Consider the following 19,509-nt stretch of genomic DNA (forward strand, 5'->3'; position numbering starts at 1 on the left):
GCTCGGTCGTCGTCGGCCGTCGGCCGCGACTCGCGGCACCGAGTCTCACCCGGGCCGACCCGTGTCGACAAACGACACCGCGGCCACGGCAGACACCGTCAGCGCGCGGGTGTGCGCTGACGCCCTGCCGGCGAGGTCGCCAGGTGGCCCGCGAGGAAGCACCCGGCGCGGTCGATCGCGAGGTCGGCCTCGTCCAGCCGGCCGGCGAAGTGCTGGAACACGTGCGGCGCACGGGCCACGACCTCGAGCGTCACGGCCACGTGGGCCGCGGCTGCTCGGGCGGCGAGCCGGGTCGCGTCGTCGAGCAGGACCTCGTTCGTGCCCACCTGGACGAGCAGGGGCGGCAGCCCGTCGAGATCGGCGAGGACCGGGCTGGCGAGCGGGTCGGCGGGGTCGTGGTCCCCGAGGTACCGCGCCGCGTACTCGGCGACGTCCGCCGCGTCGAAGATGGCGTCGTCCGCCTCCTTGGTGCGCAGGCTCTCCCCGCTCAGCGTCAGGTCGCCCCACGGCGACATGACCACGACGGCCGCCGGCTGCGGCAGCCCGGCGTCCCGTGCGGCCAGGAGCAGTGCGAGCGCGAGGCCGCCGCCGGCGGAGTCCCCCGCGAGGACGATCTCCCCCGGCTCGTGACCGTCGGCGAGGAGGGCGCGGTAGGCGGCGAGGCCGTCCTCCGCGGCGGCGGGGAACGGGTGCTCCGGCGCGAGCCGGTAGTCCAGCGAGTACGCGACCGCGTTCGCACGGCGGGCGAGGGCGGTCGCCAGGCCGGCGCCCGATCGCGCGGACCCGATGACGTAGCCCCCGCCGTGCAGGTACAGCAGTGCGGTCCGGGCCGCTCCCGGGGGCGTGAGCCGCAGCGCCGGCACGCCCCCGAGCAGGACCTCGTCGACCGTGACGTCGCGCTCGACGGGACGAGCAGCGAACTCCTCGAAGCCGGCGCGCTGCTCGGCGAGGGTCTGGGGCTCGCGCTGCCCGCCGCGCAGCGCGGCATCGATGGCGATGAGCTGGGCCTGCGACATGACGACCTCCTGGTAGCGTCCGAGATGGATTCCGTGACAACCATCACAGCGCATGATGCATTCCTTGGAATACATCTTGTCCAGGAGGTCGTATGCCAGCCGGCGCCGGGGCGGTGCTGATCGACCTCGTCCGCGTCGAGACGGTCCTGTACAACACGGTCGACGCGCGCCTCAAGGACGCGGGCGGGCTGACGCTGCCGCAGCTCGAGGTGCTGAGCGTCATCCGCGACGTGCCGGGCTGCCGCGTCCTGGACGTCTCCCTCACCATCTCCATCACCGTCGGCGCGGCGAGCAAGGCTGTCGACCGTCTCCAGGAGCAGGGCTGGTGCCGGCGCACCGTGGACCCGGACGACCGGCGGTCCTCCGTCCTGTCGCTGACCACGCTCGGCTCCGCGGCTGTCGACCAGGCCGCCCCGGTGTTCGAGGCGGCTGCGGCCGACGCCCTGGGGGCGCTCCTCCCCGCGCACGATCTGGAGCACCTGGCGCGGACCCTCAGGTCGGCGCGGGCCGTGCTCCAGCCCGGCGTGGACCGGGCGGCCGGGCACCCGCACGCACAACGCGGACCTGCCGGTCCGTGACCCCCTGAATCACTGCAGCGACATCGGTCAGCGAACAGGTACCTGGTGGATGCGCGAAGCCCGTGCGTGCGACCAGATCGGTCCGGTGCTTCTGTTCTGAAAGCGGCCGTGCCGAAAACGGCGTCGAGGCTCCTGGGCCGCTGGGAGACGTCGTCGTCCAGGCTCGGCTGCACACGCCGGACTACAGCTCGATGCCGCGGGCCGTCCGGGACGCGTAGGAGCGGTGCAGGAAGTCCAGGACGACGAGCTCCTGGCGGCGCACATCGGCGCCCAGCAACCGGTTCGCGTGCATGTGCAGCAGGCTGCTCAGGACGCCCGGCATGTCGTTCGGCGCCACGACAGCGCCCAGCTCAGCGAGCAGCGGGCGCACGGTCTCGCTGCGCCGGGCGAAGATCGCACACGCAGCCTCGTCGGCGCTGTCCGGGCCGTCGAGCAGCCGGTCCACCAGGGGCCGCTCCCTGCGGTACAACGCGCCGAGACGTCGCGCCAGAGCGTCAGGGGCGCCGTGGGCCGAGAGTGCGTCGGCTCGCCGGTCGCGCACGAGCCGATGCCGTGCTGAGAGGCCGAGCCCCGCGTCGCGCAGGAGCGCGTCGAACCCCTGGACGCAGGCCCGCCAGCGGTCCTGCGGAAGGTCGAGCAGATCGAGGACCGCGTCACTGTCCGCCGCGAACACCTGCTCGGCGAGGTCGATCCCGCGCGCTCCCCCGTAGCGCACAACCTCCCGTTCGTAGGTGTCGACCTGGGCGCGCCAGATCAACCCGGAGGCCAGGTGTGGTGCCGCGGCCTCGAGCACGCGTGGCAGCACGCCGTGCAGCAGGCGGACAGGGTCACCCTGCAGGCGCAGCCGCAGATGCCACTCCGGGTCGCCGTAGCGGACGAAGAACCAGCGGACCGCCTCCTGGGCGGCCATCGCGTCGCGCACGACCGGCCGGACCAGGTCACGCAGCACGACGTCGTCCCCGATCGTGCCGGTGTAGAGCTTGACGTACAGCCACCCCGACCCCGGCGGGAATCGACGGGCGCCCTCTGCGGGGTGGACCACCCGGGTCGGGCGGTGCGGCGCCGCGGTGCGCAGGAACGGAACCACGAGCTCATGCACGTACCGACCGCCCGGCCCGCGCGCCAACACGTCGTCCCGCCCGTGGAACACCTCGACGAGCGTGACCCCGGACCGGCGCCGAAGCATCGCGGCGGCGGCGTCCACCAGCAGGACGTCGTCCAGGTCGACGGGTAGCACGCTGTCGCCGTCGGCGACGGCCACCCAACGTGGCAGCGCGAACTCCTCGCGGATCGCCGACAGCGCGCCGAAGCGCGCACGGTCAGGGGCCGTCACCAGAGGCGCCAGGTCGGCCGCAGTGAGGTTCCAGCGAGCCCGACTCAGCACGAGCCGCCCGGCCGTCAGGCGCGGCACGTAGCGCGCGTCCGACAGTGGTCCCAGCACGAAGCGCACGGCCGACGCCGCGTCCTGGTACTGCAGCGCGGCCAAGAACCGGTACACACCGAGGTTGCGCGGGCCACGGAAGTCGTGGGCGACGCCGAGGCGAGGGACGACCACCCGGCCACGCCGGCGCGACCGGAGCACTACTCGCCCCTGCCGGACGGCGACGACCAGGTCGTCGAGATCGATCTGGTCCTCCCTGGGCGCGCCGGAGCGCCCGATCACAGGGATCTCGTACTGCCGGAGCACCGGACGAGACACGACGTTGCCCGAACGTGGAGTTGGCCGGTGCACGACCTCGGCAAGCAATGCGTCGGGCTGCAGCTCCTGCTCCGCCTGGAGATACCGGCGCACGTGCTCGGTCAGTACGGCGTCACCGGCACAGAACCGACCGAGCAGGGTCGCGCCCGACGGCCCGGTGATTCCCGCGAGGTGCAGGCGGAAGTCACCGCGGGCGACCGCCTCCGACGAGCCGGCGAGGACGGTAGCCATCACGGCCACGGCGTCGGCGATCGGAGTCGGCTCGCCCTGAGCACGTGCCAGCTGCTCGAGGTCGGACGCAGCGAGCTGTACCTCGGGGTCCCTCGCCCGCTGCGCCTCCCCCACCAGCCGAGCCAGCACGTCGTCGCGGGGAGTCGGGCCCGGCCTGGTCGGCGCCACCCGCTCGCCGCTCGAGAACCCGTCGAAGAGCGGGGGCGCCGGCACGGGCCGACCGCCGCCGGCCCTGAGACCGACGCCGCACTCGTCGTCGAGTGCCTCCAGCAAGGGGACCTCACGGTCGCCGTACCGCGACGTGAATGCGTTCCGGAAGTCGGCGAAACCGTCGACGTAGATGCCACCGCCGACGCGGCTCAGCACCTCGATCCCGCGTTGGAGCTCTGCGATGACGCCGTCGCCCAGGCGGAGGTCACCATCGAGACGCAGGTCCGTGCGGAACAACCGCGCCGGATCCGCGGCGACCGGCAACGGCGAGAGCGCATCGGACACCCGATGGTATCGATCGAGCTCCACGCCCGGTGGCTGTGCGTCGATCCGGTCGAGCTCGACCTGCGCGTCGCGGAGCGGCAACGCGAACGCGTGCGCACCGACGTCCTCGAGAGCATGCACCATTCCGTCGGCCGGGTCGGAGCCGGTAATCAGCGGGACCAGCTCGCTCACCAGCACCTGGGCATCGATCAGCTCGTTGACGAACTCCGCTGCCTCCGGCCGCTCGACGGTCGGTTCGATCTCCGCAACCTGGTCGACCAGCTCGTCTAGCCGAGCCCCGGCCGCCGCTCTCGCCAGCACCGCGCGCAGGACGACTGTCGGCTCGACGACCACGAGATCGTGGACGGCTCCTCGGGACTCGACATAGCGGATCCGACCCGCGGCCTCGTAGAGGGTCGGGTTGGGGTGATAGCGCAGCCGCTCACGCATTCCCGGGGCGTCCTCGAGGACGCGGGACAGCTCGAGCAGGTAGCCCGCGTCGAGGGCCGACGTACGGCTGGCACGGCTCAGGTCGAGGTGGGTCGACGCTCCGCCGACCATGCCGAGCGACCAGCCGGCGAACAGCCCGAAGGGTGTCGTCCGGCCAGCCATCCGTGACAGGTACCGCAGGAGCGCCCGCTCCACGCGTCTCTGACCCGATCCCGCGTCGAGAAGCCAGGCGTCGACCCGGCCCGCCAGCCCCGGAGAGGCGAGGAACAGCGCCTCTCGTACGTCCGGCCGTGAAGCCAGCTCGCGCAGCATCGCTCGCGAGCGAACTCTGTCGCGCTCGGCCGCGGGCGGGTCATCCGGCGCCCCCGGCGCTTCGGCGTCGGCGCCCAGGTGCTCGAGCGCGTCGAGATGCAGGGCAGGCATGCGCGCGACGAAGAAGTCGGCGACCTGCCACGCGCCGGACGCCCGCGTCGTCATCCGCCACCCAAGGTTCGCGCCAGTCGCGCACGCCCCCGACGCAGCAGGAACCCCCAGAGCATCGGCACCGCGAGACCTTGCGGGAACGGCCGTGGCCAGAAGAAGTTGACATTGACGGCCCACGCCGAGGTGACAGTGACCTGGTGGAACCAGCCGACCGGGATGTAGAGCGACTCCCCCGGGCCGAGGGTCGTCTCGAAGCCGCGGACATCCGCAGCCCGCGGGAACCTCCGGAGGTCGAGCGCGTTCGGGTCGACGCGGCAGTGCGTCCCGTGCCCGATCCGCCCGAGCCTGCGCGCGCTTGACGGCGGGAACAACGAGAAGTGCTTGCTGCCGACCACCTGGACGTTGCAGTTCGGCGACACGTCGCAGTGCAGGCCCGAGGACGTGCCCTGCACGCCGCACCAGAAGTTGACGTCCGGGGCCGGCCGCCGAAACCACTGCGGATCCGGCGCATCGGACGTCAGCGTCGGCGACAGCCGGACGAGGTTGGCGTCCAGGTAGTAGGAGACGTCCAGGCGCGACGCTGCGACCAGCCCGGTGATCTGCCGTGGGTCCGTCAGGTCAGCGGTGACCGGCTGCAGGTCTCCGGCCGTCGCCAGTACCCAGTCCAGGTAGTCGCCGAACGGGACCGCTCCGCCCTGTGCCAGGTGCTGGTACATGTTGTTGGGCGGACCGTTCCGCTCCCGGACCACCACCTCGACGCCTCCGGCGACCGCCCGCAGGTAGTCGCTGTCCCAGCGCTCGAGCGCCGGCCAACCGGCCACGTTCCCGACGACGACGCGCGGCTCGCCACCGAGCCGCGGAACGCGGAAGTCGTTCCGGTCGACCCGGGGGACGGCGTCCAGGTGCACCTACTCCGGCCGCCTGTCGGGGGGTCGGACCTCCACGTGCACCTCGACACGAACCGCGTCGATCTGCACGAAGGTGGGCTCCGGGTCTTCCCGTGGATCGAGGCCCGGGCACGTCCAGAGGCTCTCGCCGGCGGTCGAGAGGATGTCCTCGGTCAGGTTGCGCAACGTCTCTCGGCGCAGCTTGAGCTTGCGGGTCGTCGACGCGACCGGCTCCGGCTCCTCGTTCATGATCTCGTCCATCGGTCCCACGTCCCCCCAGGTCGTCGTACCGCCTCTCAGTACACTCCCGGTCCTGGGTCAAGGGCTACCCCCCGGGGCACACGAGCCGGCCACGTCTCGATCGCCGCGTGGCGGAACCGCACGTGTCGATCCGACACGCTGACCGGGGCCGTGCGGCCGGGGCGCAGGCCGCGCCGCTTGGGGCCTACCGACAGGTGGCCGCGGTCTCGGACAGGTGATCGCCGACGACATGGCGATGGCCACGTCAGGCTCCCATGTTCAGGATCCCGGCGTGGCCTCTGACCAGCACATTCGGTGGAGCTGAGGGGATTCGAACCCCTGACCCCCTGCATGCCATGCAGGTGCGCTACCAGCTGCGCCACAGCCCCGCAGCCCCCCGGAGGGAACCACTTACGCCCGTAGGCGCTCGGCGAGTCTAGATCGAACGCGGGCCCAAACGCTAATCGGGGTCGCGCGTCTCGGAGTCGGCGTCGGAGTCGTGCGTCGTGTCCGGTCCGGCGTTCCAGTCGGTCGACGCGTCGGTCGGGCCGATGTTGTAGCTGACCATCCGCCACGACGGCGCGTAGGCGCCGCGCGTGGCCACGAGCTCGGTCCAGTGCGCGTTGAGCATGCCCGAGAAGCCGTGCCAGTCGGTCGGCATGCCGAGCAGGTCCCCGACGCCGCAGCTGATCGCGGAGCCGTGCGAGACGACGACCAGGGTGTCCCCCGGGCCGAGCGCGGCGGCGTGCTCGAGGATGCCCTCACGCACCCGCCGGGCGACCTCCGCGCGCGTCTCGGCACCGACCCCCTCGGGCTGGCCGCCGGCCCGCCAGACGGCGAACTCGTCGGGCCAGTCGCGCCGGAGGTCCTCCCCCGTCAGCCCTTCCCAGACACCGAACGCCCGCTCGCGCAGCCGGGGGTCGACCACGAGGTCGAGCCCGGCAGCGCGGCCGAGGAAGCTCGCGGTCTCGTGCGCGCGGCTCAGGTCCGACGTGACGATCACGGTGGGCTCGTGCCGCGAGAGCAGGTGCGCGGCGGCGGTGCGCGCCTGCCAGCGGCCGACCGCGTCGAGCGGGATGTCCACCTGGCCCTGGAGCCGCGCCTCCGAGTTGTACGCGGTGCGGCCGTGGCGGACCAGCAGCAGACGGCCGGCGGTCACGCCTCGGTGCCCTCGTCGGTCCCCCGCGCGTCGGCGGGCAGCTCGATGACAGGGCAGTCCTTCCACAACCGCTCGAGGGCGTAGTAGACGCGGTCCTCCGCGTGCTGCACGTGCACCACGACGTCGCCGAAGTCCACCAGCACCCAACGGCCTGCGGCCTTGCCCTCGCGGCGGATCGGCTTGGCGCCGAGGTGGAACAGCGCCTCCTCGACCGCGTCGACGATCGCGCCGACCTGGCGCTCGTTGGTGCCGGAGGCGATCAGGAAGACGTCGGTGAGCACGAGCTGCTCGCTGACGTCCAGCGCGATGATCTCCTCGGCCTTGATGTCGGAAGCGGCACGAGCCGCCGCCAGGGCCAGCTCGATCGCACGTTCGGTCGCAGCCACAGGTCTCCTAGGTTCGGGTCAGGTTCAGGTCAGGGTCGAGCAGGTCAGGAGGGGCCGACGGGCAGGCCCGACGCCGTGGGGGTCGTGGACGACTGCGCGGCAGTGGAGCCCGGGTCGTCGTCCGAGCCGTTGTTCAGCAGCAGCACGATGAGGAAGCCGAGCACGAATGCCACCAGGGCCAGCACGATGAGGTGCAGCCACGTGTACGGGTGGCGAGGCCGCTCGTCGTCGTAGTCGTCGTCCTCGTCGTCGTCGTACTCGTCGTCCCGGGGCTCGGCGGCCGGACGGCCCGGCCGGTCGGGGGCCACCGCGACCGGTTCGCCGCCTCGCGGGGCAGGCAGCTCGCCGGCTGACAGGCCGGTGGGAGCCCACGCCGCAGGGGCAGCCGGCTCGGCCGCGGGCGTCGGCGCGGCGGTCCAGCTGCGCTGGGCCGGCGCGTCGGGCCGGCTCGTCACCGGGCCCGCGGAGGTCCGCGCCGGTGTGGGCTGCCACGACGGCGCGGCGGTGGCGGACGCAGGTGCGGGCTGCTGCGGGGCTGCCGGTGGCCGCGGGGAGCCGGGCTGGGCCGTGCGGGCGGGACCGGCTGCTGCGGCGGCGGCCCAGCTGGGGCCGTCGCGGCGCACGGTCGGCGGCGTGGCGCCGGGCTGCGAGGCGTCCGTCGACCGCTCCGGCGACGCAGCACGGGTCGCGGGCGTCGGAGCCCAGCCCCCACCGGTGGCGGAGCCGGTCTGGTCGGTCCCGCGCTGACCCCACGGCGTCGGGGACCCGGGTGCGGGTCGGACGGCGGGTTCGACGGGCGCGGCGGCCCCCGGGCGCGATGCCGCGCTCTGCGGGGCTGCCGGGGCTGGACGTGACGCGGGCCGCTCGGCGCCCGGGGTGGCGGGGCGGGACGTTCCCGGGGCAGCGGGGCGCTGGGCATCCGGGGCGGCCGGGCGCTGGGCGCTCGGGGTAGTCGGGCGCTGGGCTCCCGGCGCAGCGGGCCCACGCCCGGCCGAGGACGGACCGTTCGGGTGCGAGGTCGCGGCGGAGCCGGTACCGCCCTGGCGCGGCGGCGCGGCCGGCCGGGTCGCCGCGGGTGCGGTCCACGCCGGGGTGCCGGTGCCCGCCGACGCCGGGCGGGCGCTCGTGGGGTCGAGCGCCGTGTCACGGATCGACCGGCGGGAGCGCCCGCCGTCGCTGGCGGACGTCGAGGCAGCCGTCCCGCGCGGGGGCGTCTCGTCGGCACCACCCTGGCCACGCATCGCGCGGCGGGACACCGGGCCGTCGGCACGGGGGGCCGTGGCCGCCTGACCGGCCGGGGCCCCGGGCTCGGGTGCAGGCCCCGGGACGGAACCCGTCTCGGGGTTGCGGTGGAGGTCGCGACGTCGGCGCCGCTCCGGTTCACTCATGACTGACCTCGATACAACCTGTGCTTGGCGATGTACTGGACGACCCCGTCGGGGACGAGGTACCAGACCGGCTGTCCGGCCCGTTCACGTGCACGGACGTCGGTCGAGGAGATCGCCATGGCAGGGACCTCCAGGACGTGGACGCGATCACCGGGAAGCCCGTCGACCGTCAGCGCGTGCCCGGGGCGGGTGACCGCCACGAACTGCGCCATCGCGAAGAGCTCCTCGGCATCCTTCCACGTGAGGATCTGAGCGATGGCGTCCGCACCCGTGATGAAGAGAAGTTCGGCGTCCGGACGCGCGGCCTTGAGGTCCCGGAGGGTGTCGACGGTGTACGTCACACCCGATCGGTCCACATCCACCCGGCTCACCGTGAACCGGGGGTTCGATGCCGTGGCGATGACCGTCATCAGGTAGCGGTGCTCCGCCGCGGTGACGCCGTGGTCGACCTTGAACGCCGGGTGACCCGTCGGCACGAACACGACCTCGTCGAGGTCGAACCGCGAGGCGACCTCGCTGGCGGCAACGAGGTGGCCGTGGTGGATGGGGTCGAACGTGCCACCCATCACTCCCAGGCGTGTCCTGCGCTGCCGCTGCGTCATCGATCCGGTGCCCCTCGATGCGTCGGTCAGTGGCGCGTCCAGACGTTGCGGAAGGCGAACGTGATCAGCAGGAGCGCGACGAGGCCGACGAACGCACCGGCACCGAAGACGACCGGCGGGAAGGGCAGCTCGATGCCGTGCTCGGCGGCCTCAGCAGCGGCGATCAGGGCAGCATGCACGTCGTTCCTCCAGGGGGTGATCGGGGGGATCAGTGTCGCACGGCGGACTGGGCCCTCAGGGTCGGACGTGCCCGTCGCCGTGCACGATCCACTTGGTCGTCGTCAGCTCACCGAGCCCCATCGGGCCGCGGGCGTGCAGCTTCTGCGTGGAGATGCCGATCTCCGCGCCGAGCCCCAGCTGGCCGCCGTCGGTGAACCGCGTCGAGGCGTTGACCATGACCGCCGCGGAGTCGACCTCGGCGACGAACCGCTCGGACGCCGCCAGGTCCCGCGTGACGATCGCCTCCGTGTGCCCGGAGCTCCACACGCGGATGTGCTCCAGTGCGTCGTCGAGCGAGTCGACCACCCGGACGGCGAGGTCGAGCGACAGGTACTCGCGCGCCCAGTCGTCGTCGGTGGCCGGCTCGCAGGCCGCCTCCTCCGGCGCGAGCGCGAGCGTCGCCTCGTCGCCGTGGATGGTCACGCCCTCGTCGGCCAGCATCGCCAGGGCGACGGGCAGGAACTCGTCGGCGACCGCCTCGTGCACCAGGAGCGTCTCGGCGGCGTTGCAGACCCCGACGCGCTGCGTCTTGGAGTTCAGCAGGATGGCGACGGCGACCGCCAGGTCCGCCGTCTCGTCGACGTAGACGTGCACGTTGCCGACGCCCGTCTCGACCACCGGCACGGTGGACTCGCGCACGACGGTCTGGATGAGGTCCGCCCCGCCGCGCGGGACGAGCACGTCCACGAGCCCGCGGGCGTGCATGAGCGCCACTGCACCCTCGCGCCCCCAGGCGTCGATCGACTGCACGAGCGTGCCCGGGAGCCGCTGGGCGACGAGCGCCCCGGACAGGACGTCCACGATGACCTCGTTGGTCGCCGCCGCGGCCGAGCCGCCCCGCAGGATGACCGCGTTCCCGCTCTTGAGCGCGAGCCCCGCGGCGTCCACGGTCACGTTGGGCCGGGCCTCGTAGATCATGCCGACGACGCCCATCGGCACGCGCACCTGGCGCATCCGCAGACCGTTGGGGAGGGTCTGGCCGCGCACGACCTCCCCGACGGGGTCCGGCAGCGCGGCCAGCTCGCGCAGGGCGCCCGCGATGGCCACGATGCGCTCCGGGGTGAGCTCCAGCCGGTCCAGCAGGCCGGGCGACGTGCCGGCGGCGCGACCTCGCTCCAGGTCCAGCGCGTTGGCGGCGACGATCTCGGGCGTCGCGACGACGAGGGCGTCCGCCATCGCGTGCAGCGCCGCGTCCTTGGTGGCACGGGTGGCGGTGGCGAGCCGCCGGGACGCGGTCTTGGCCCGCTCCGCCACGGCGCGGACCTGTGCGGTCACGTCCGTCTGCACCTGCTGGTCGAGCGACGTCGTCATCGGACCAGGGTAGACCTGGGCCCCATGCAGGCGGCACGACCCGTCAGTCGAGCTGCTCCACCTTCGCGTAGGTCGCCGTCGTCCTGGTCTCGACGAAGCCGAGCGAGGCGTACATCTCTCCCGCCCCGGTCGGGTTCACCGAGTCGACCTCGAGCTCGACGACGTCGTAGTCGCCCGAGGCGGCGGCCGCCGCGACCGTCCCCGCGAGGCACGCGCGGGCAAGTCCCCCGCCCCGGGCGGACTGTCGGGTCCCGACCAGGCTCACGTACAGCTCGCGCGGGACCCACTGGGCCGTCAGGACGTACGCGAGGACCACGTCGCCGTCCCGGACGATCCGGGAGGTCTCCGGCCGGAAGGAGCGTGAGGTCACCATGTGGGTCCACTGCTCGACGGTCTGCGCCGTCGAGCCCCAGTGCGTCGCGAACGCGTCGTTGTGGGCCAGCCGGACGGCGTCGGCCAGATCGGGCCGGTACGGCTCCACCCGCGGGTCCGTCGCCGCGATCGGCGTCCCGGGAAGGGGCCTGGCCATCTCGGTGAAGTACCGCACGACCGAGTACCCCCGGTGCTCGAGCAACGGCCGCACCGGGTCGCCCTCGAGCCGGCCGCTCGAGCGCAGCTGGAGCGGCGCACCCGGGTGCCGCTGCGCGGACAGCTCGCGGGCGCGCGGCTCCATCCGGTCCATCAGCTCGGTGCCGATCCCCCGCGCACGCCACTGCGGGTGGACACCGCCGTCGAGGTTGGCGCGCACGTAGCCCTCGGCCGTGAGCGCCGCGCTCAGGCGGAGTTGGCCGTAGCCGACGAGCCGGTCCCCGTCCCACACCGCGATGCTGTCCCGCACACGGTCGAAGTCCTGCTCCTCGAGCTCCTCCGCGAGGTCCTCCGGTGCGTAGAACTCCTCGGTGCGGTCGACCGTGGCCAGCAGGTTGGTCAACTCCGACCAGGCCACGACGTCCGGGGTGTCCAGATACGTCCAGCGCAGCGACATGGGTGACCTTCCAGCGAGTTCGAGGGGCGGCTCGGTGCCGGGTTGCCGGCACGCACGAGCGAGCGCGCGCCGTGGCGCGCAGCCCCACGGACGTTACGGCGTCAGCGGCGCTCGCGCACCAGGACGAGGTCGTCGCGGTGGACCAGCTCGCGGTCGTAGCCCGGCCCCAGCGAGGCGCGCAGCTCCGAGGTCGAGCGACCCAGCAGGGGCGGCACCTCCTCGGCGTCGTAGGCGACCAGTCCCCGCGCCACCAGGATGCCGTCGGGGCCGACGAGCTCCACCGGGTCGCCCGCCTCGAACGTTCCCTCCACGCCGGTGACACCGGCTGGCAGCAGCGAGGTGCCGCGCTCGAGCACGGCCCGGACGGCACCGGCGTCGAGCACGAGGCGCCCGCGGGTGTTCGCGGCGTGCGCGAGCCACAGCCGGCGGATCGACGTGCGCCGACCGGTCGCGGTGAAGAACGTTCCGACGTCCTGACCGGCCAGCGCCTGCGCCGCCTGAGCGGCAGACGTGAGCACCACGGGGACCCCGGACTGGGTGGCGATGGCGACGGACTCCAGCTTGGTCACCATGCCGCCCGTGCCGACCGCGCTCCCCCGCGACGCCACGTCGATGCCCTCCAGGTCCCGCGCGTCGACGACGGACGCGATGCGGCGCGACCCGTCGCGCGACGGAGGGCCCGTGTAGAGCGAGTCCACGTCGCTGAGCAGCAGCAGCGCGTCCGCGTGCACCAGGTGCGACACGAGCGCCGCGAGCCGGTCGTTGTCGCCGAACCGGATCTCGTCGGTGGCCACGGCGTCGTTCTCGTTGATCACCGGGACGATGCCGAGGTCGAGGAGACGGGTCAGCGCCCGGTGCGCGTTGCGGTAGTGCACGCGACGCACCGTGTCGTCCGCGGTCAGCAGCACCTGGCCCACCTGCAGCCCGTGCCGGGCGAAGGCCGCGGTGTAGTGCGCCACCAGGAGCCCCTGCCCGACCGACGCGGCGGCCTGCTGGGTGGCCAGGTCCCGGGGGCGGGTAGCGAGTCCGAGCGGGCCGATCCCGGCGGCGATGGCACCCGAGGACACCAGGACGACCTGTCCGCCGGCGGCGCGGCGCTCGGCGAGCACGTCCACCAGGGCGTTCAGCCGCTCGGGGGCGAGCCGCCCCCCGGGTCCGGTCAAGGAGGACGAGCCGATCTTGACGACCACCCGGGACGCCGAGGCCAGCTGCTGGCGTTCGGTCAGGACGGTGGCGGTCACAGTCGGCATTCTGCCGGGTGGCAGCCGCAGGTCACGCGCATATCCGCCGGCCGGACACGCCCGGACTCAGCGCTCGGCCGCATCCGTCCAGACGCCGGCCTCGCGCTCGGTCCACAGCTCCTCGCGCGCCTCCGTCTTGGCGTCCATGCGCTCCTTGTACTCCTGACGCTTCTCGCCACGCGTCGGGCGCGAGCGGTCCTCGATCCGCAGGTCGACACCGCGCGGGCCGCCGAGGAACTCGGATCCCGTCATGAGCGTCGGCTCCCAGTCGAAGACGACCGCGTTGTGCTCCGGCCCGATGCGGACCTCGTCGCCGGCGACCGCACCCGCGGCGAACAGCCGGTCCTCGACGCCCAGGCGGGCGAGCCGGTCCGCCAGGTAGCCGACGGCCTCGTCGTTGGAGAAGTCGGTCTGCCGGACCCAGCGCTCCGGCTTCTCGCCGCGCACCCAGAAGTACACGCCCTGGCCGTCGACCTCGCGCCGCGTCACCGTGAAGCCCGCGTCGTCGACCGCCTTGGGGCGCAGGACGACTCGGGTGTTCTCGGGCACCGGCGCCTCGCGGCGAGCCTTGTCGACGATCTCCCCGAGCGCGAAGGTCAGCGGTCGCAGGCCTTCGTGGCTGGCGGTCGACACCTCGAAGACGCGGAACCCGCGGGCCTCGAGGTCCGGCTTGACCAGCTCGGCGAGGTCGCGAGCCTCGGGAACGTCGATCTTGTTGAGCACGACGACCTGCGGGCGCTCGAGGAGCGGTACGCGACCGCCCTCGATCGACAGGTCGCCCGCGTAGGTGCGCAGCTCGGCCTCGATGTCGTCGAGGTCGGACAGCGGGTCGCGGTCGGGCTCCAGGGTCGCGCAGTCGAGCACGTGCACGATGACCGCGCACCGCTCGATGTGACGGAGGAACTCCAGCCCGAGGCCCCGCCCCTCCGAGGCGCCCGGGATGAGCCCGGGCACGTCGGCGACCGTGTACCGCGCGCCACCGGCCTGCACCACACCGAGGTTCGGCACCAGGGTGGTGAACGGGTAGTCCGCGATCTTGGGCCGCGCAGCCGAGATGGCGGCCACGAGGCTGGACTTGCCGGCGCTCGGGTAGCCGACCAGCGCGACGTCGGCGATCGTCTTGAGCTCGAGGACGATGTCCTGCTCGGTACCGGGCTCGCCCAGCAGCGCGAAGCCGGGGGCCTTGCGCCGCTGCGAGGCGAGCGCGGCGTTGCCGAGTCCCCCGCGGCCGCCCTGCGCAGCGACGTACTGCGCGCCGACGCCGACGAGGTCGGCCAGGACGGTGCCGTCGGTCGACTTCACGACGGTCCCGTCGGGAACGCCCAGCACCAGGTCGGCGCCCGTGGAGCCGGCCCGGTGGTCGCCCATGCCCTGGGTCCCGGACGGGGCGTGCCGGTGCGGGGAGTGGTGGTAGTCCAGCAGCGTGGTGACCTGCGGGTCCACCGCGATGATCACCGAGCCGCCGTTGCCGCCGTTGCCCCCGTCGGGTCCGGCGAGCGGCTTGAACTTCTCCCGGTGGATGGACGCACAACCGTGCCCACCGTCACCGCCGGTCGCGTGCAGCACGACCCGGTCGACGAATGTCACCACGGCTGGACCTCCCTTGCCTTCACATGCCCTACTACGTCTCGATCCTCACACGCAGAAGGGGCGCACCGCACCGGTGCGCCCCTTCCACGAATGACCCGACGCGGACCGATGCCGCGTCGTCATGAACTGCTCAGACCTGCGCTGCCGCCACGATGTCGATGACCTTGCGGCCACGGCGCGTCCCGAAGGTCACGGCGCCGGGGGCGAGGGCGAACAGCGTGTCGTCGCCGCCACGGCCGACGTTGACGCCGGGGTGGAAGTGCGTGCCGCGCTGGCGGACGATGATCTCGCCGGCCTTGACGACCTGGCCACCGAAGCGCTTGACGCCCAGGCGCTGGGCGTTCGAGTCGCGACCGTTGCGCGAGGAGCTCGCGCCCTTCTTGTGTGCCATGACGAACCTGCTTTCGTGCTCAGAGTGTGGAGGGCTGCGCGTGCCTGTGGCCGTACGGCCGACGGCGCGAGATCAGGAGATGCCGGTGACCTTGAGGCGGGTCAGCTTCTGGCGGTGACCCTTGCGCACGCGGTAGCCGGTCTTGTTCTTGTACTTGAGGATGTCGATCTTGGGACCCTTCTCGTCCCGCACGACCTCCGCCGTCACCTTGACCTTGGCCAGGGCCTTGGCATCGGTGGTGACGCTCTCCCCGTCGACGAGCAGCAGAGCGGTCAGCTCGATGGTCGACCCGGTCTGCGCGGCGAGGCGGTCGACGACGACGACGTCGCCCACCGCGACCTTCTCCTGGCGGCCGCCAGCCTTCACGATCGCGTACACCACGTTGCTGCTCATCTCTGCTCGTCGAACTACTTAGGTCACAATGCTCTGCGGTGCCCTGCCAGCGCCCGCGCACATCCCGCTGCCACCGAAATCATCCGGCCGTGGGGGTTCGCGTCGGCGCCGCTGCGGCGGCACACCTGACCAGCACGCACACGACGCGCCGACGATCTAGGGTACGGACCCCACGGCGCACGGTCAAACCTGGCGGGCGCCCCGCGGCTCCGACGTGACGGAACGCACGTCGAACCCCGCGCGACGGGGAGCTCGCGCCGGCCGGGCGGCCGACGCGAGCTCCCGCCGTCAGTCCTGCGTGCGGTCGGCGCCGCCGACCCAGCTGGCATCACTGTCGTCGTCGACCTCGTCGACGTCGTCGGCCTCGAACACGTCGGCGGGGACCGCCGTCAGCTCGAGCTCGTCGCTCGGCGTCGCCGCGCCGCCCCCGGCGTCGGGCTCGGCCTGCGCGCGTCCGGCCGAGAGCTCGGCGAGCACGTCCAGGCCCGGGGCCTTGGTCTCCTCGGCCGCGGCATCGCCGTCGACCTCGGGCGCCGCCGGCACCTGGGGGTCGTGGTCGTGAGCGTGCGCCGCCGCCGCCGCGATCGTGGCGAGCGTGGCCTTGACGGCCTCCCGCGCCTCGGGCAGGACGGGCACCCCTGCGTGCAGGACGTGGGCGACCGTCTCCTTGGCGCCGCCACGCTTGCGGCGGGACCGCTTGGCGTCCCCTTCCGAGGCGACGGGCTGCTGCGGCGCCCCGGCGTCAGGACGCTGGTTGTTCTTCTCGATCGGGTCCTCGTGCACGATGAAGCCGCGCCCGTGGCAGTGCTCGCACGTCTCGCTGAACGCCTCGACCAGCCCCTGGCCCACCCGCTTGCGGGTCATCTGGACCAGGCCGAGCGAGGTGACCTCGGCGACCTGGTGCTTGGTCCGGTCCCGGCCCAGGCACTCGACCAGCCGGCGGAGCACGAGGTCACGGTTGGACTCGAGCACCATGTCGATGAAGTCGATGACGATGATGCCGCCGATGTCGCGCAGCCGGAGCTGACGCACGATCTCCTCGGCGGCCTCGAGGTTGTTGCGGGTCACCGTCTCCTCGAGCGTGCCGCCCGAGCCGGTGAACTTGCCCGTGTTGACGTCGACGACCGTCATGGCCTCCGTGCGGTCGATCACGAGCGAACCGCCCGAGGGCAGCCAGACCTTGCGGTCCATGCCCTTGGCCAGCTGCTCGTCGATGCGGTGCGCGGCGAACACGTCGGCGTCGGACTCCCAGCGGGACACCTTCTGCGCGAGGTCCGGAGCCAGCTCGTCGATGTACGACGAGATGGTGGACCACGCCTCGGCGCCCGCGACGACGAGCGAGGAGAAGTCGTCGTTGAAGATGTCGCGGACCACGCGGATGGCCATGTCCGGCTCGCCCTGGAGCAGGGCCGGGGCGGACGCGGACTTCGACTTCTTCTCGATGGCCGCCCACTGCCCCTGCAGGCGGGCGATGTCGGCGCGCAGCTCGTCCTCGCTCGCCCCCTCGGCCGCCGTCCGGACGATGACGCCGGCGGAGTCCGGCACGATCTCGCGCAGGATCTTCTTCAGGCGGTTGCGCTCGGTGTCGGGCAGCTTGCGGCTGATGCCGGTCATGCCGCCGCCCGGCACGTAGACCAGGTACCGACCCGCGAGCGTGACCTGCGAGGTCAGGCGCGCACCCTTGTGGCCGATCGGGTCCTTGGTGACCTGCACCAGGACCGGGTCGCCGGACTTGAGCGCCTGCTCGATGCGACGCGCCGAACCGCCTTCGAGGCCTGCCGCGTCCCAGTTGACCTCACCGGCGTAGAGCACCGCGTTGCGGCCCTTGCCGACGTCGACGAACGCTGCCTCCATGCTGGGCAGCACGTTCTGCACCCGGCCCAGGTAGACGTTGCCCACGGTCGACGCCTGCGCCTGGTTGGACACGTAGTGCTCGACCAGGACGCCGTCCTCGAGGACGGCGATCTGCGTCCGGTTGTTCTTCTCGCGCACGATCATCGCGCGGTCGACCGACTCGCGGCGGGCCAGGAACTCCGACTCGGTGATGATCTGGCGACGCCGTCCGGCGTCGCGGCCGTCCCGGCGGCGCTGGCGCTTGGCCTCCAGCCGCGTGGAGCCGCGCAGCGCGGTGACCTCGTCGCTCGGCGCCCGCGTACGGGCCGGGCGTGCCTCGCCCTGGTCGCCGGAGTCACCCCGGGACGACCCGCGACGACGACGGCGACGGCGACGGCTCGAGCTGTCGCCCTCCCCCGTCGAGTCGTCGGCGTCGGCGTCGGGCTCCGTGTCGGACTCGGCGCCCTCGTCGGTGTCCTCGTCCGACTCGTCGGCGTCGTCGGAGTCGGCGCTGTCGGGACGGCTGCGCCGGCCCCTGCCGCCGCGGCGACGGCGCCGGCGCGGGCCGCCACCGGCGGTGTCGTCCTCGGCCTGCTCGCTGTCGTCCTCGTCGCTCTCGACCTGGTCGTCGACGCTCTCGTCCGCAGGAGCCTGCGCGGTCGGCTCGGCGTCCTCCTCGACCACGAGGTCCTCGGCCGGGGCGGTCTCCGCCCCGCGGCCGCGACGGCCGCGACGGCGGCCTCGCGCCGAGGGTGCGGCTTCCTCGACGACCTCGGCCACCTCGTCCGACCCGCGCGCCTCGGCCTCGGCGGCCTCCTGCTCGGCGCGGCGGGCGGCCTCGGAGATCTCCTCGGGGGAACCCGTGCTCGCCTGGGCACGACGCCGGCGCGGGCGCGCCGCGGCGGGGTCCGGTGCCTGGAAGAGCAGCGCGGTGGTCGCGAAGCGGCGGCCGGTCGAGGTCGAGCTCGTGGTCGTCGACGGCTCGGTCGGCGTGACGGTCGCAGCCAGCTCGGCCAGCACGTCGAGGGCGGGGGTGGGCTCGGCGGCCTCCTCGACCTCGACCTCGACCTCCGGCGTCGGCGCGGGGGCCTGCGGCGCCGCGGCAGCGCGGGTGCCGGAGCGGCGGCGACGAGGTGCGGTCGTCGCGGGCTCGTCGGCGGCGGGCTGCTGGGCGGCCGGCTGCTCGGCAGCGGGCTGCGCTGCCACGGGCTCCTGGGCCGCGGCGGCCTCGTCGGCCGCCACCGGGACCACGGTCCGCGTGACGCGGCGCGACTTCTTCTTCGGCGCGACCGGCGCCTCGGCGGCGGGCTCCTCGGCGGCCGGCTCCGCAACCGGCTGCTGCTGCGCGGCCGGCTCGTCCGCGGGAGCCACCGGAGCGGCCGGCGCCTGGTCGGCGGCGACCGGCACCACGGTGCGGGTCACGCGGCGCGACTTCTTGACCGGGGCGGCCGGCGCCTCGGCGACCGGTTGCTCCGCCGGTGCCTGCTGCTCGACGGGTACCGGCTGCTCGGCCGGCGACGGGACGGTCACGACGCTCTCGAGCGGTGCGTCGGTGCTGGGGGCTGCGGTCACGCGAGTGGCGCGGCGGCGGCGCGGCGGCGCGGCGGGCGCCTCCCCGGCAGCCGTCGTGTCAGCGGTGGAGGTGTTGTCGTCGGTCACGCGCGGTGCTCCTGGTGCCGGGAACCACCACCCACACGCGGCGGCACCCAGTCGGTCGGTCGTCGCACGCGTGCTGCGCGGCGACGGAAGTCGGCGGTCGTGGCTGCGGCACCGGTCGGCGCCATCGCCTGCGACGCCGGAGCCGGCGGTCCCGATCTGGGACCAGCGGGCGGCGGAGCGGCGGCTGGCGCGCACGACGTGCTGGTGCTGCGAGCTCAAGGGTCCCCGGGCGGTGTGGTCGTCCAAGGAGCCGCGGTCAGTATCGCACAGGGCTCCTCGGGTGGTGCGACCGGGTACACGTCGGCGCGTCCGCGGGGCCCGGTACCGGGACTTTGGTCCCAGGCGCACACTGGA

At 73.4% G+C, this 19,509-nt stretch carries 18 protein-coding genes and 1 tRNA gene; 2 read left to right on the forward strand and 17 right to left on the reverse strand.

Annotated features, from left to right (window positions below):
- Window positions 1–98: 98 nt before the first annotated feature.
- On the reverse strand, window positions 99–1,016 hold the full coding sequence (locus KG102_RS11425; protein ID WP_208288773.1) for an alpha/beta hydrolase fold domain-containing protein: 918 nt from the start codon (window positions 1,014–1,016) through the stop codon (window positions 99–101).
- A 92-nt stretch (window positions 1,017–1,108) separates the two neighbouring features.
- Here KG102_RS11425 and KG102_RS11430 point away from each other — a divergent pair, with 92 nt between their 5' ends.
- On the forward strand, window positions 1,109–1,594 hold the full coding sequence (locus KG102_RS11430; protein WP_208211468.1) for a MarR family winged helix-turn-helix transcriptional regulator: 486 nt from the start codon (window positions 1,109–1,111) through the stop codon (window positions 1,592–1,594).
- Between the two features lie 181 nt (window positions 1,595–1,775).
- Here KG102_RS11430 and KG102_RS11435 read toward each other — a convergent pair whose 3' ends face one another.
- From KG102_RS11435 to KG102_RS11465, 7 genes are all read right to left on the reverse strand, one after another.
- Window positions 1,776–4,925 carry a lantibiotic dehydratase gene (locus KG102_RS11435; RefSeq protein WP_208288771.1) on the reverse strand — a complete coding sequence of 1,050 codons (3,150 nt, stop codon included), beginning with the start codon at window positions 4,923–4,925 and terminating at the stop codon, window positions 1,776–1,778.
- Complete coding sequence (locus tag KG102_RS11440) at window positions 4,922–5,779, reverse strand: cupin-like domain-containing protein (RefSeq protein ID WP_208211472.1); 858 nt, start codon at window positions 5,777–5,779, stop codon at window positions 4,922–4,924. The genes KG102_RS11435 and KG102_RS11440 overlap by 4 nt, the downstream gene beginning before the upstream one ends.
- The gene (locus KG102_RS11445; protein ID WP_208211474.1) at window positions 5,780–6,019 is read right to left on the reverse strand and encodes a hypothetical protein; all 240 of its coding nucleotides are present in this window, start codon (window positions 6,017–6,019) and stop codon (window positions 5,780–5,782) included. It lies immediately after the preceding gene.
- Window positions 6,020–6,314: 295 nt separating this feature from the next.
- A tRNA-Ala gene (locus tag KG102_RS11450) sits at window positions 6,315–6,387 on the reverse strand.
- A 71-nt stretch (window positions 6,388–6,458) separates the two neighbouring features.
- Entirely contained in the window at window positions 6,459–7,157 is a 699-nt protein-coding gene (locus tag KG102_RS11455; RefSeq protein ID WP_208211476.1) for a histidine phosphatase family protein, read from the reverse strand.
- The gene (rsfS, locus tag KG102_RS11460; RefSeq protein ID WP_208211487.1) at window positions 7,154–7,543 is read right to left on the reverse strand and encodes a ribosome silencing factor; all 390 of its coding nucleotides are present in this window, start codon (window positions 7,541–7,543) and stop codon (window positions 7,154–7,156) included. Before rsfS ends, KG102_RS11455 begins: the two co-directional genes overlap by 4 nt.
- Window positions 7,544–7,587: 44 nt before the next feature.
- The gene (locus KG102_RS11465) at window positions 7,588–7,851 is read right to left on the reverse strand and encodes a hypothetical protein (protein WP_208288769.1); all 264 of its coding nucleotides are present in this window, start codon (window positions 7,849–7,851) and stop codon (window positions 7,588–7,590) included.
- Between the two features lie 52 nt (window positions 7,852–7,903).
- On the opposite strand from KG102_RS11465, the gene KG102_RS11470 reads away from it, so the two are divergent.
- On the forward strand, window positions 7,904–8,290 hold the full coding sequence (locus tag KG102_RS11470) for a hypothetical protein (protein ID WP_208288768.1): 387 nt from the start codon (window positions 7,904–7,906) through the stop codon (window positions 8,288–8,290).
- A gap of 637 nt (window positions 8,291–8,927) precedes the next feature.
- Here the strand turns inward: KG102_RS11470 and nadD are convergent.
- The 9 genes from nadD to KG102_RS11515 form a co-directional block, all read right to left on the reverse strand.
- Window positions 8,928–9,533, reverse strand: a complete 606-nt coding sequence (gene nadD / locus KG102_RS11475; RefSeq protein ID WP_208211491.1) for a nicotinate-nucleotide adenylyltransferase — start codon at window positions 9,531–9,533, stop codon at window positions 8,928–8,930.
- A gap of 26 nt (window positions 9,534–9,559) precedes the next feature.
- On the reverse strand, window positions 9,560–9,712 hold the full coding sequence (locus tag KG102_RS11480; protein ID WP_208211493.1) for a hypothetical protein: 153 nt from the start codon (window positions 9,710–9,712) through the stop codon (window positions 9,560–9,562).
- A gap of 55 nt (window positions 9,713–9,767) precedes the next feature.
- Window positions 9,768–11,063, reverse strand: a complete 1,296-nt coding sequence (locus KG102_RS11485) for a glutamate-5-semialdehyde dehydrogenase (RefSeq protein ID WP_208211495.1) — start codon at window positions 11,061–11,063, stop codon at window positions 9,768–9,770.
- Between the two features lie 43 nt (window positions 11,064–11,106).
- Window positions 11,107–12,048 carry a GNAT family N-acetyltransferase gene (locus KG102_RS11490; protein ID WP_208288766.1) on the reverse strand — a complete coding sequence of 314 codons (942 nt, stop codon included), beginning with the start codon at window positions 12,046–12,048 and terminating at the stop codon, window positions 11,107–11,109.
- A 101-nt stretch (window positions 12,049–12,149) separates the two neighbouring features.
- Window positions 12,150–13,298 carry a glutamate 5-kinase gene (gene proB / locus KG102_RS11495; protein ID WP_208288764.1) on the reverse strand — a complete coding sequence of 383 codons (1,149 nt, stop codon included), beginning with the start codon at window positions 13,296–13,298 and terminating at the stop codon, window positions 12,150–12,152.
- Window positions 13,299–13,355: 57 nt separating this feature from the next.
- Window positions 13,356–14,879, reverse strand: coding sequence for a GTPase ObgE (obgE, locus tag KG102_RS11500; RefSeq protein WP_208211501.1), 1,524 nt, complete (start codon window positions 14,877–14,879; stop codon window positions 13,356–13,358).
- Between the two features lie 130 nt (window positions 14,880–15,009).
- Complete coding sequence (rpmA, locus tag KG102_RS11505) at window positions 15,010–15,270, reverse strand: 50S ribosomal protein L27 (RefSeq protein ID WP_208211503.1); 261 nt, start codon at window positions 15,268–15,270, stop codon at window positions 15,010–15,012.
- Between the two features lie 72 nt (window positions 15,271–15,342).
- Window positions 15,343–15,651, reverse strand: coding sequence for a 50S ribosomal protein L21 (gene rplU, locus KG102_RS11510; protein ID WP_208212636.1), 309 nt, complete (start codon window positions 15,649–15,651; stop codon window positions 15,343–15,345).
- Between the two features lie 300 nt (window positions 15,652–15,951).
- Entirely contained in the window at window positions 15,952–19,155 is a 3,204-nt protein-coding gene (locus KG102_RS11515) for an Rne/Rng family ribonuclease (RefSeq protein ID WP_208288762.1), read from the reverse strand.
- Window positions 19,156–19,509: the final 354 nt, after the last annotated feature.

This window comes from Cellulomonas fengjieae (assembly GCF_018388465.1).
Classification (GTDB): Bacteria; Actinomycetota; Actinomycetes; order Actinomycetales; family Cellulomonadaceae; genus Cellulomonas; species Cellulomonas fengjieae.

What these genes read in the sequence shown, in the direction of transcription:
- KG102_RS11425 (WP_208288773.1), bottom strand. Translation starts at nt 1,016, where the DNA reads ATGTCGCAGGCCCAGCTCATCGCCATCGATGCCGCGCTGCGCGGCGGG.
- KG102_RS11430 (WP_208211468.1), top strand. Translation starts at nt 1,109, where the DNA reads ATGCCAGCCGGCGCCGGGGCGGTGCTGATCGACCTCGTCCGCGTCGAG.
- KG102_RS11435 (WP_208288771.1), bottom strand. Translation starts at nt 4,925, where the DNA reads ATGACGACGCGGGCGTCCGGCGCGTGGCAGGTCGCCGACTTCTTCGTC.
- KG102_RS11445 (WP_208211474.1), bottom strand. Translation starts at nt 6,019, where the DNA reads ATGGACGAGATCATGAACGAGGAGCCGGAGCCGGTCGCGTCGACGACC.
- nadD (WP_208211491.1), bottom strand. Translation starts at nt 9,533, where the DNA reads ATGACGCAGCGGCAGCGCAGGACACGCCTGGGAGTGATGGGTGGCACG.
- KG102_RS11485 (WP_208211495.1), bottom strand. Translation starts at nt 11,063, where the DNA reads ATGACGACGTCGCTCGACCAGCAGGTGCAGACGGACGTGACCGCACAG.
- KG102_RS11490 (WP_208288766.1), bottom strand. Translation starts at nt 12,048, where the DNA reads ATGTCGCTGCGCTGGACGTATCTGGACACCCCGGACGTCGTGGCCTGG.
- proB (WP_208288764.1), bottom strand. Translation starts at nt 13,298, where the DNA reads ATGCCGACTGTGACCGCCACCGTCCTGACCGAACGCCAGCAGCTGGCC.
- rpmA (WP_208211503.1), bottom strand. Translation starts at nt 15,270, where the DNA reads ATGGCACACAAGAAGGGCGCGAGCTCCTCGCGCAACGGTCGCGACTCG.